This window comes from Methyloceanibacter sp. (assembly GCF_050726195.1).
Taxonomy (GTDB): Bacteria; Pseudomonadota; Alphaproteobacteria; order Rhizobiales; family Methyloligellaceae; genus Methyloceanibacter.
Map to the genome: position 1 here is coordinate 133,201 of NZ_JBOHJC010000008.1, position 11,360 is coordinate 144,560.

Consider the following 11,360-nt stretch of genomic DNA (forward strand, 5'->3'; position numbering starts at 1 on the left):
TTCTCACGTCGCCCGCATGAGCGCAGCGACACGCGGGGCTGCGGCTAGTGGCCGATCACGAGTAACGCGACAATGAAGCCGAGCACGATGCCGCTGAGCACAGCGACCAGATAGGCCATGCTGCCGGGGTTGTGCTGCGCCATGGGCGGCTCTCCCTGGAATCGTGGACAGGGTTCAAATCAAGCTGTCAACAACGAACACCGCAAGCACAAAAAAGATAGCGAGGTCCGAGACGAGCGCAACTTGTTCTTTGGCGTTTCGCGTCTTGCGCATGAGGTGCCCGGCGCCGGCAAGACCGTAATAGAGGCCGCCGGCGAGCGCGGCGGGCACGACCCACTTCGGCTGGGCGAGACTGGCGAGGCCGAGCGTGCCAATGGCGAGATTGCCGAATCCCACTTCGCGCACGATCGCGAGGGACGCCGGATCGCCGATATCGAAGATCGACTCCGCCGTGAATCGCGGCCGGAGGGTCTGCATGACACCGGCCATGAACAGCCTGACCCCCACGCCCCAGAACGTGAACCATTTGCCGATCAACGCCATGAGCGACGCCGCGCCCGGGTGCCACACCATCTCGGCCGCGACCGAGGCTACCGGAAGCACGAGCATTAAGAGGACAATGGCGACGAGATACATGGGCGTTGCCCCGCGTCTAGAAGGGTGCGTCTGGTGCCAGATAAGCGGCGATGTCCTTCAAGACGTCCGTCGAGAAATTGCCCTCGAGCGATGCTTCCTCCTCCATCGTCACGGAGACGGCGAGCGCGAGCTTGTGCGACGGCAGATAAGCCATGGTGGCCGCGTAGCCGGCGAAGGACGGGTTCTGAAAGATCCAGCCATTGATCAGGAAGATGCCAAGCGCGTAGTAGGTGGTGTCGCTCCACGGCTTGAACTTCGCCGTCTCCGGCGCGAGCTGCAGCGCGTGAGACTCAGGCGACACCAGCGTGCCTTCGCCGATGGCCGACGCGCTCTTCAAGATGTCAGAAATGTTGGACGTCATGATCGCGCCCTGCGCCAGCGTCCATGACGGGTTCCAGTAGGTCGACTCTTCGTACTTGCCGCGCTCTGCATCGAAGGCGTGCAGCACGGGCTCCTGGATGATGGCGGTCTCTTCGCTCCGCGTATCCTTGAGCGTCAGCGGATCGAGAATGCCCTCGCGGATCAGTTCGGCGAGCTGCCGCCCGCTCGCTTTCTCCAGCACCTTGCCAAGAATGACGAAGTTCGTGTGGGCGTACGACCAACACGTGCCCGGGTCGCAGATCATCGGCCGGTCGAGCCCGATGGCGATCAGCTCGTCCGGCGTCCAATGCCGGAAGGGATCGGCATAGAACTGCTTAAGGAACTCATCGTCGGTGACGTAGTCAGCATAGCCGGATGTGCCGTTGATCAGCATTTTGAGCGTAACGCGATCGGCCTTGGGATAGTCCGGGAACCATTTCGCCAGTCTGTCGTCGACCTCGATCACGCCCTTGTCGTGCAGCTGGAGCAGCACGGTGGCGATATATGCGATGGCGACCGCCCCGTTGCGGAAATGCATGTCTGGCGTCGCCGGAACGCCCGTCATGGAGTCGCCCCACGCCATGGTCGTTGGCGCCGCGCCGTCGACGGCGAAGCCCGCGAGCACTGCCTTGAGCTTGAACTTCGGCATCGCCTTGCGGGCGATCTCCTCGATCCGCGCTTGCGCCTCTTCGACCGTGACGCACTGGCCGGCAGCCGCGATCTGCCCGGCCGGACACTGAGGCGCAACCGGAGCCGCCCCCGCCGCAAGCGCACCGACCATGGCGCAACCGAGCAGAGCCGGCAGCACGCAAGCCACCGGTCTCCACAGGTTTGAAGACGTCATTCAGCCCTCCTTCCAGGCGCCAAGCCTTCCCCGTCACGCTGCCGCGCCAGGCCCTCGAGCGCCAGTGCGCTGACCAAATCGGTCAGCCGCTCGACGAACGCCTCATCGACTTTCAGATTGAACGGCGGCTGTCGGAACTGCTCCCGATTGCGCACGAACACGCTGCATTGCCCCATCAGCGAGATGGCGGCACACATGGCGTCCTGATCCGACGCGCCCGGCGGCAGAAACCGCCGCACGAGATCCGTGGCGCTGGCGAGAAACGGCATGGCGCTCGTGGTCACGAAGCTGCGCAGCGCCTTGCTCGGGCGGACGTTCTCCCAAGCAAAGATGCGGATGTAGTGGCTTACCTCGTTGCGGGCGAGCAGCGGATTGAGCTGCTGGCGCAGGAAGCTGCGCAAAGCCTCCTCGCGCGGCATGTCTTTCAGCCTCTCGGGATCGAAATTGTCGAGCCGCAAATAGCCCTCGAAAGCGACCTTCAGCACTTCGAGGTAGAGGCCTTCCTTGCCCTTGAAGTGATAGTTGATCGCCGCCTGGTTGACGCGGGCCTTGGCGACGATCGCCCGAACGCTGGTGCCGTCATAGCCCCGCTCGGCGAACAGGGCGACGGCGGCCTTCAGGATGGAATGGCGCGTATATTCGGCGGGGCGGGTCATGCGGACCTTTGGGGAAATGCACAAGGAAAATTCAAACAAGCGTTTGAATTCAGCATACGCGGACGCCGGGCGGATTGCAAACTGACAGACCTGCCGGGCTGCGGCGCAGACGCCACGCCAGCAGGGTGCGCGAATTTTCCCACTCCGGCCCCTTGCCGGTCATTCTTTAGTCATAAACGAGTGTTTGAATTTCAAATGATCGTTTGAAACACTCTGTAACAGTACGTGAGTCACGGGGTCAACCGAGATGGCAAAGACGAGGGACATGTCTGAAACCGCCGAGGCGCCTGCCAGGGCCTCAGCGGTTTGGGATGCGCTGACCAAGGCGCTGTTCGATTCTTATCGGCCCGAGCTGCATTATATGCGCGGTCCCGGGCCGAAATGGCACGAGAAGCACGATCACATAGAGACCTACGAGGAATCGCTCCCCCCGAGCGACTACAGGGCGGCACACTAGCTCTCCTCGCCCTGCGGGCCCCGCGGCGCATGCCGACCACGGCACCTTCCGGACGTGCGCCGCGGGCCCCTCTTTTTTGGCATGAAGGCGGCAAATACTGCGCGGCCTGGGTGGAACATGCGTTTTGCCCCACCCGGCTAGTGGCATACGGCGCGGGCCACGGCCACCGCAGCCGACGCGCCCGCCACCGGGAATTCGGCGGCGGTCCGCCCCTTGGGGTTGCGGCATCGTCTTGCCCACTGCACGGAGGCATGATTGCCGACTGTGGTCCTGAGCCTGTAAGTAAGATCGCCTGGAGTCGCCGCCATGTGGTCTCGCCTGCTCACCCTCACCTGCGCCCTTCTCCTGCTGCCCGTCCCGGCGCTCGCCGGCGCCAAGGAGAGCGTCAAGGCCCTCGCGCCGTCGGGACTGGTGCTGGTGATGGACGCAGAGGGCAACGAGCTGGTGGCCCAGAACGCCGACCAGCCCTTCGTCCCGGCCTCCGTCGCCAAGATCGTGACGGCCTGGCTGGCGATGGAGGTGCTGGGCGGCGACTACCGCTTCGAGACCCGCTTCTACCTGGACGACAAACGGGTGCTCTACGTGCGGGGCGGCGGCGATCCTTTCCTCATCTCTGAGGAGCTGGCGCCACTAGCGTCCCAGCTGGTCGCCGCAATCGGAAAGGAGCCGCTCACCGGCATCGTGCTCGATTCGAGCTATTATCCCGCCGACCTCCGCATCCCGGGCATTGAAGACACCCAAGAGGCCTACGACGCGCTGAACTCCGCGCTCGCGGTGAATTTCAATACCATCGCCGCCGTGCGCAGCGGCAACACCGTCCGCTCCGCCGAGCAGCAGACCCCGATCACCCCGCTGGCGATCAGCCAGTTTCGGGCGCGGGGCCCCAAAGGTCGCGGCCGCATCAGCCTGACCCAGGAGCCCGAGGTGAGCCTGAAATACGCGGGCGAGTTGATTGCCGCGTTCATCGGTCAAGCCGGCGGCAGCGTGAAGGGGGAGATCTCGACCGGAACCGTGCCTGAGGGCCTCGAGCCGGTCTATGTTCACAAGCAGTCGCGCACGCTCGCGGAGATCCTCAACCAGCTGCTCATCGGCTCGAACAACTACATCGCCAACCAGGTCTTCCTTGAGATCGGCGGGACCCTGGGCGGATCCGTCAGCCTGGAGAAATCGCTCAAGGTCGCGAACAGCATGCTCGCCGCCAACGGCCTCGCCGGCGCCATTCATCTCGAGGAGGGCTCCGGCATCAGCCGCGACAACCGCTTCACGGCTCGCGGCCTCGCCCAGTTGCTGCATCTTTTCGAGCCGCATGCCACCCTGCTCAGGGGCGGCAAGGGCGCCCTCTACAAGACCGGCACCTTTTCCGGCGTCCGCACCCTGGCTGGCTATGCCGACACCGCAAAGCACGGGCGGGTGCGCTTCGTGATCTCGCTCACGGGCAACACCGGTACGCTACGCTACCGGCTGCTCAAGGCCATCCAGGCGGGGCTGTAGCGAACGCGCGCGCCGCACGAATGTTTGATCGGCCCGCCTCTGCAAGACGCCGCACTCTGGGATAAAGTCCGGGTGTGACCATCCTATCTCGACCCGCCAGCGCTGCCGCGATTACGTTCATCGCCCTCCTCGCGGGATCGGCGGCCGCGCAGACCGAGGATGAAGCGCGGCAGCTCTGCACCGAAGATGCCATGATCGTGTTCGATGCCTCGGGGTCGATGTCCGGCAATACGGTCCAAGGCCTCTTCAGCGACATCACCCGCATCGACGAGGTGCGCAAAGCCTTGGGCCAGGTGCTGCCGCATGCCGCGAAGTTCCGCAAGATCGGGCTCATCACCTACGGTCCCGGGCCTTACCAGCAATGCAATGTCCAGCTGGACTTCGAGCCGATCTGGAACGCGACGGAACCGATCATGAGCGTGGTGAACGCGATCAACCCGGCCGGCAAGACGCCGCTTGTGACGGCGGTGAAAGTGGCCGCGGCGGTCCTGGACTCCAAGTCGAATCCGGGCGTCATCGTCCTCTTGACCGACGGCGAGGAAACCTGCGGCGGCGCTCCTTGCGCCCTCGGCGAAACGATCAAAGCGAGCGGCCGGCGATTGACCGTTCACGTCATCGGCTATCAGCTCAGGGCTTTCCGCTGGACGGGCGCGCAGAGCTTCCTCGATGTGAAATGTCTCGCCGAGGAGACCGGCGGCCTCTACATCACGGCGGAGAACCGGCAGGACCTGATCGAGGCGTTCGAGAAGACGCTCGGCTGCCCCATGATGTCTTCTGTCGACGCCGCGCTGCGCTGAGCTAGCTCGTAGCCCGGGTGAAGCGAAGCGCAACCCGGGAACGATTGATCGGATACCCCGGATTTCGCTTCGCTCCATCCGGGCTACGCTTGCTTCCGCCTGATGTCGATCGAGGAGAAGCCGAGATTGCCGGCTTGCGTGTGCAGCCACTTCACGGCCTCGGCCTCCTTGCCGAACACCTTGGCGTCGCCTTCCTGCGAGAACACCGCGCCAGGCATCAAGGTGCGGAACGACGCGCGCCATCCGTAATCGTAGCGCTCGACGGAGCCGATGAACTTGCCTTGGGTTTTTGCCCCCTCTTCCACTCGGTTCTCCTATGCACTGATCCTTAGCTTGTAGCCCGGGTGAAGCGAAGCGCAAGCCGGGAACGATTGATCGGATACCCCGGATTTCGCTTCGCTCCATCCGGGCTACGCTTGCTACGCTTGCGCGTGCGTCATCGTTGCCGCGGCGCGGAACGCGTCCGGCTCTTGTCAAAGCCTGCCCTCGGGCTTGACCCGAGGGAGCTTGCCCCCATCGTGAGCGAAGGGGGATGGCGCGCCGAGAAGCGCAGTCCTTTATGGTGTCCGCGATCTTTTTGGGATCGCGGCGGGCGCCTTTCGGCGCGCCAACAAGCGCTCAAGCAGCGAAGCGGTAGCGCATCAAAAATGCGCCAAAGCTTCGAAACCGTCACGCATGTCATTTGCGGCGTTGGTCGGCGGCGGACCCCACTTGCAGTGGCCGTCTCGCTTGCATCGCGCATCAGGGCCAGAGGCCGGTAGCGCGCACATAAGAGACAACCACATCTCTCCTATCCGGCGGGGGCTCGTAGTAGCCCCCGGGGGGTAGCCCGCACCGCCCGGAGGCTTTTGGTCGCGTAACCCAGGCCCGCAGGCGCCGCACCCCCGTCCCGCACATCGCAACGCCTCGCGAAAGCGCCCCTTAAGAGGACGAGGTGAGCGCAGTGTAGCGGAGGCTCGCGCGGAGGTAAAGGATTTTTTTCCTAGTCACCGGCGCGCATCGCCGGCCGAGACGTGAAGACTGCACCGCACCTCGCCCTGCGAGCACGACGCCTCATGAGCGTCACCTCAAAGGACGAGGTGATGCGATGATAGGGCAGGTTTGGAGGGGCGGGGATAAGCCGCGAGTCATCCTGAGCTGCGAGCGCCTTTGCGCGAGCCTCGAAAGATGACCCTTGCTTTCTCATCCTTCAAGGGCCGCGCGTACGGCGCGGCCACTCAGAATGACGGGGATAGGGTCTTTGGTCGAGTGGGTCCTACAGGCTATGCTAGACTTTACAAGTCAAGGATTGCCAAAGTCAGATAGACACGCGTGGGAATGGGTCGGGCCTAAACAGGGGAGATAGGGGGTCCCCCATGGTATTTGGTCATGTTGCAGCTTTCATCGTCTGGTTCGCTGCAATTTCGCCTGCCGCCGCAGCGACCCAAAACTACTTTGATTATTTGGCAATCTGCGCGGGCAAGGCCGAGATCCTGCATTTGTCAGACAAAGTTGCCCACCGCGCGTGTTTTGCTGACGGCCAGTGTCTCTCCCTTTTTTCGATCTATCGCTACCGAGTGAGCTGCCCAAGTGGGCACATCTACGATGCTCCTCAGGTCTATTCCAGGAGCCCGCATCCTGGCTTCAGCCGTGTTCGGACCGAAGACGGCATGACCATTCTTTACGTCGTTCATACGCGGAGAGTGCCTACCGCAAATCGCAAATGCTACAAATGGTATTACGATTCCTGCGCGACTTGCTTCGAGTTTAAGTGCTGGCCGAGAAATGCTTACAGCTTGATCAAAGAGGAATTTGCTCATCGGCTTCCCGCCGGCTTTGCTCCGCTGCCGTATAACTCTGAAATTGTGACTCGGACGATATCGACTCCAACCCCGTCATACCAGCCGCCGAAATCCGTGGAACAACAAATTGGCGACAGCCGATGGGGCACAATCTGGCTGCTGATCGTCGGATTCTCAATACTGTTTCTCCTAATAAGGGGCACGACCAAGGTTTCCCGGAGGAGTCATTCGCGCTCCGATATCATGACAACAACTCCTGGAGGCAATGCCGCAGCGGACTTGGGTGATTCTGACTACCTAGAGTTACCGGAGAGCGCCGGTGCCGATCAAGAAACGTGCCCCGCTTCGAAGTCAGGCTGGTTTTCTGATGTATTCGATAACCGTACCAGCGCAGCACCGAGGCAGGGATTTTTTGAGAGCAACAAGGACTATCGGGACAGGGTCTATCTTCAGGGTAAAGAGCGTCTGATTGAAGACATCACCGGCTCAAAACCTCGGCAAGGTTGGTTAGAGAGTGACGAGGAGTATCAGAGCAGAATTGCACATGAGGCGAATGAGCACATCGTCGAGTCCGCTACCGTATCTACTCCAAGACAGGGTTGGTTAGAGAGCGACGACGATTACCGCAGCAGAGTTCATCACGAAGCGAGTGAGCGCATCATCGAGGGCGCAACCGGTTCCACGCCCAGACAGGGTTGGTTTGAGAGTAACGAAAGCTACCACGACAGGGTTTCTCAAGAGGCAAACGAGCATATCGTCGAAGCGGCGACAGGGTCGGCGCCTCGTCAAGGATGGTTTGAAAGTGACGAGGATTACAGTGCTCGAGTAAATCAAGAGGCGAAAGAAATCAAAGCTAGTAAGCCGTAGAGTAGGTTAAGCATCGCGAAACTCACTATCGGCTGGCGAAATGATGGGCTTCGCTTCGCTCAACCCATCCCAGGGCTACGGGCTCAAAATGTGAGATTTTGAAAGGGGTCCTGCTGCCCCTTTAGTGCCTGCCAATCGAAATCATATTGGTCCGCAGCTGACCAGTTGGTGGGAAACTTGATTTGAAAGTAATCCCCAATTGCCACCTCAAATCCATCCGTCGGACGTCCTAGCTCGAGTCCCAACCCCGCACCCGCCGGGGAAAAGTCCCAGGTATGGAACTGAGCGCCCAGTACAGCAACAAGGCCGCAAATTGCATCAATGAGATTGTCGAAATTGGCAAGCGCGAAGTTCTGATGCCTGTCGTGTTTGGACTGATTGTAAGCCTGGTACCAGCCCAATGGCCCGACCGGCCACGCAGCAAAAGGCCTTCGTACATTCTGATTGCCATGCCAAAGTGGCAACCTAACCTCGTATGCCGAAAGGTGATGGGTGCCATCAAGTTTTGAATAGTCCGCCATACTCCAATTGCCTGCCGGGACGTAGCCGTTCTCGCTCATGATTGCCTTACAATTCGCCTCGACTTCGACACAGGCACGCATGAGAAGTTCATGAATTCTGTAAGAGTAGCACCCTCGATTCACGTCAGCAGGCTCAACGTAGTCGAACAGCTGCAGGGCATCCTTTTGGATAAGTTCGAATGCCCTCACGTACTGGGCAGGCGCGACAGCGAACCTCGGGTGCAACACGTACATCCAACGCCCGCCCTCGGCGTATGTGCCGTTTACGAACTGCCGACACGTCCTCCTGTACGGTTGCGCGACTGGCAATGATTCCCTCCCGGTACGTGTTCGACAGACGAACAGTGGTCCCCCGTCTGATGTCTTCTACCTACTCTGATCGGATCCCCTTTCGGCGTCCCCCTCAACATAAACCTCGCCGCCCATCTCGCGGAACTTGACCCTCATCTCGGCCATGTCGAGCGCGGCTTCGCTCAACCACCCAACGCGCTCCTCATATGCTAGCTTTCTGGAACCAAGCGGTAAATGGAGGCAACTATGTTTGGCTGGCTTGGATGGAGGCGCAGCGCTCCAGAGGAAGAAATCGATTGGATGGCTGACGCTGCGCAACAACTTCACCAGGTACTTAAGCGCATTGCTGGTGGCGAGGCTCCGGAGCTGTGCCTAAAGGCGGCGTTTCCTGACTCAAGCATCTATAATCAAGAGAGGAACCGCTACACCGGCGAAGCGATTCTCTCCGAGAAGTGTTGGGCGTCATTCTTGGTCGAGTGCGAAGCGACTAACTATCACGCCTCGCTGATCATGGGAGGGAACTACGAAGGCTTGTATTTCACAATCCCGGCGGGGTCGGATATAGGGCTGTCGATTTCCCCGCCCCTAAGCCGGCCGTTGGGGCAACATTCACGGCCAGCACTCTCTGAGCTCTCAAGTCGGCTAGGGTTTTACGACCTAGACGCAACAATGGCTCGCTTTCAGAGTGGCCGCTTCTGACGCAGACAGATTCGGCTTACATTCACTCCCCCGCCACATACATCTCGCTGCCCATCTTCCGAAACTTCTCGCTCATCTCCGCCATGCCCTGCTCCTTCTCCGCGAGCTTCGCCGCGTAGTCGCGCACCTGCTGCGTGATCTCCATCGAGCAGAATTTCGGCCCGCACATCGAGCAGAAATGGGCGAGCTTATGCGCCTCCTTGGGCAAGGTCTCGTCGTGGTAGGAGCGCGCCGTCTCCGGATCGAGCGACAGGTTGAACTGATCCTCCCAGCGGAAATTGAAGCGCGCGTCGGACAGCGCATTGTCGCGGGCGACCGCCGCCGGGTGGCCCTTGGCGAGGTCGGCGGCGTGCGCCGCTATTCTGTAGGCGATCACGCCAGCCTTCACGTCGTCGCGGTCGGGGAGGCCGAGATGCTCCTTCGGCGTCACGTAGCAGAGCATCGCCGTGCCGAACCAGCCGATCATCGCAGCCCCTATGGCAGACGTGATGTGGTCGTAGGCCGGCGCGATGTCGGTGACGAGCGGGCCAAGTGTGTAAAAGGGAGCCTCGCCGCACAGCGCGAGCTGCTTCTCGACGTTGACCTTGATCTTGTGCATCGGGATATGGCCCGGCCCTTCGATCATCACCTGGCAGCCGTGGTCCCACGCGATCTTGGTCAGCTCGCCGAGCGTCTCGAGCTCGGCGAATTGCGCAGCGTCATTGGCGTCGGCGATCGAGCCGGGGCGCAGGCCGTCGCCGAGCGAGAACGACACGTCGTAGCGGCGCATGATGTCGCAAATGTCTTCGAAGCGCTCGTAGAGGAAGCTCTCTTTGTGATGCGCGAGGCACCATTTGGCCATGATCGAGCCGCCGCGCGACACGATGCCGGTGACCCTGGGCGCGGTGAGATGGATGTAGCCGAGCCGCACGCCCGCGTGGATGGTGAAATAGTCGACGCCCTGCTCGGCCTGCTCTTGAAGCGTGTCCTTGTAGACCTCCCAGTCGAGCTTGACGGGATCGCCCTTGACCTTCTCAAGCGCCTGATAGATCGGCACCGTGCCGATCGGCACCGGCGCGTTCCTGATGATCCATTCGCGCGTCGCGTGGATGTTGCGCCCGGTGGAGAGGTCCATCACCGTGTCGGCGCCCCACCGGATCGCCCACACCATCTTCTCCACTTCTTCTTCAACGGACGACGTCACGGCGGAGTTGCCGATATTGGCGTTGATCTTGGTGAGGAAGTTGCGGCCGATGATCATCGGCTCCGATTCGGGGTGATTGATGTTGGCGGGGATGATGGCGCGGCCGCGGGCCACTTCCGAGCGCACGAACTCCGGCGTGACGAATTCGGGGAGGCACGCGCCGAAATTCTCGCCGTCGGCGAGCCACGCTTGCGCCTCCTCGGCCGCGCGCCTGCGCCCGATATTCTCGCGGTGCGCGATATAGACCATCTCGTTGGTGACGATCCCCGCCCGCGCCAGCTCGAGCTGCGTCACCGGCTTGCCCTGCTTGCGGCGCGCCGCGATCCACTTCGCACGCAATGGCGGCAGCCCGCGCTTCACGTCGACCACGGCATCAGGGTCGGTGTACGGCCCGCTCGTGTCGTAGACGCGGAAAGAGGCTCCGTTTGAGAGCGCGATCTCGCGGAACGGCACGCGCAAGTCGGGGTGCCCCTCCGGCGAGGAATAGACCTTGCGGCTCCCTGGCAGCGGCCCGGTGGTGACATCGGGTGCTTCGATTGTCTTGTCGTGGAGATTCATGGCCTCGCTCCTCATGGCGCAACGGCGCCGGTTGGATCGGGCGGTGGCGGCGCAAGAGGAGGCAAAGTTCCAATCCCTTCGCCGGCATGACCCGGATCAGGTTCGAAGGGTCTCCGCTCCGGACTTACCTCTGAGGTAAGACAGCGGACTCTCAGCCCCTGCCTGGGGCTCCCCTCGGAACGGCGTCACTCTAGACCTTGGCGCGCCCCTGTCAAAGGG

The 11,360-nt window shown here is 61.7% G+C and carries 10 protein-coding genes and 1 riboswitch; of the genes, 4 read left to right on the top strand and 6 right to left on the bottom strand.

Annotated features, from left to right (window positions below; all coding sequences use genetic code 11):
* Window positions 1-174 precede the first annotated feature (174 nt).
* From ACRECX_RS07785 to ACRECX_RS07795, 3 genes are read right to left on the bottom strand one after another with little or no spacing between them, the layout of a single operon-like run.
* On the bottom strand, window positions 175-636 hold the full coding sequence (locus tag ACRECX_RS07785; RefSeq protein WP_431558257.1) for a DUF6790 family protein: 462 nt from the start codon (window positions 634-636) through the stop codon (window positions 175-177).
* 16 nt (window positions 637-652) lie between these two features.
* Complete coding sequence (locus ACRECX_RS07790; RefSeq protein WP_431558258.1) at window positions 653-1,840, bottom strand: serine hydrolase domain-containing protein; 1,188 nt, start codon at window positions 1,838-1,840, stop codon at window positions 653-655.
* The gene (locus ACRECX_RS07795) at window positions 1,837-2,496 is read right to left on the bottom strand and encodes a CerR family C-terminal domain-containing protein (protein WP_431558259.1); all 660 of its coding nucleotides are present in this window, start codon (window positions 2,494-2,496) and stop codon (window positions 1,837-1,839) included. Before ACRECX_RS07795 ends, ACRECX_RS07790 begins: the two co-directional genes overlap by 4 nt.
* A gap of 265 nt (window positions 2,497-2,761) precedes the next feature.
* Between ACRECX_RS07795 and ACRECX_RS07800 the strand changes: the two genes are divergently transcribed.
* The 3 genes from ACRECX_RS07800 (at window position 2,762) to ACRECX_RS07810 (ending at window position 5,241) form a co-directional block, all read left to right on the top strand.
* A complete protein-coding gene (locus ACRECX_RS07800; RefSeq protein ID WP_431558260.1) occupies window positions 2,762-2,953 on the top strand; it encodes a hypothetical protein in 192 nt (63 codons plus the stop codon).
* 306 nt (window positions 2,954-3,259) lie between these two features.
* Complete coding sequence (locus tag ACRECX_RS07805) at window positions 3,260-4,444, top strand: D-alanyl-D-alanine carboxypeptidase/D-alanyl-D-alanine-endopeptidase (RefSeq protein WP_431558261.1); 1,185 nt, start codon at window positions 3,260-3,262, stop codon at window positions 4,442-4,444.
* A gap of 74 nt (window positions 4,445-4,518) precedes the next feature.
* The gene (locus ACRECX_RS07810) at window positions 4,519-5,241 is read left to right on the top strand and encodes a vWA domain-containing protein (RefSeq protein ID WP_431558262.1); all 723 of its coding nucleotides are present in this window, start codon (window positions 4,519-4,521) and stop codon (window positions 5,239-5,241) included.
* Between the two features lie 83 nt (window positions 5,242-5,324).
* Here the strand turns inward: ACRECX_RS07810 and ACRECX_RS07815 are convergent, their stop codons facing one another.
* Entirely contained in the window at window positions 5,325-5,546 is a 222-nt protein-coding gene (locus tag ACRECX_RS07815) for a hypothetical protein (RefSeq protein ID WP_431558263.1), read from the bottom strand.
* A 1,050-nt stretch (window positions 5,547-6,596) separates the two neighbouring features.
* Here ACRECX_RS07815 and ACRECX_RS07820 point away from each other — a divergent pair.
* Window positions 6,597-7,889, top strand: a complete 1,293-nt coding sequence (locus ACRECX_RS07820; RefSeq protein WP_431558264.1) for a hypothetical protein — start codon at window positions 6,597-6,599, stop codon at window positions 7,887-7,889.
* Window positions 7,890-7,972: 83 nt separating this feature from the next.
* Here ACRECX_RS07820 and ACRECX_RS07825 read toward each other — a convergent pair whose 3' ends face one another.
* On the bottom strand, window positions 7,973-8,449 hold the full coding sequence (locus ACRECX_RS07825) for a hypothetical protein (RefSeq protein WP_431558265.1): 477 nt from the start codon (window positions 8,447-8,449) through the stop codon (window positions 7,973-7,975).
* A gap of 973 nt (window positions 8,450-9,422) precedes the next feature.
* Complete coding sequence (thiC, locus tag ACRECX_RS07830) at window positions 9,423-11,141, bottom strand: phosphomethylpyrimidine synthase ThiC (protein WP_431558266.1); 1,719 nt, start codon at window positions 11,139-11,141, stop codon at window positions 9,423-9,425.
* A gap of 55 nt (window positions 11,142-11,196) precedes the next feature.
* Window positions 11,197-11,326, bottom strand: a riboswitch (TPP riboswitch).
* Window positions 11,327-11,360: the final 34 nt, after the last annotated feature.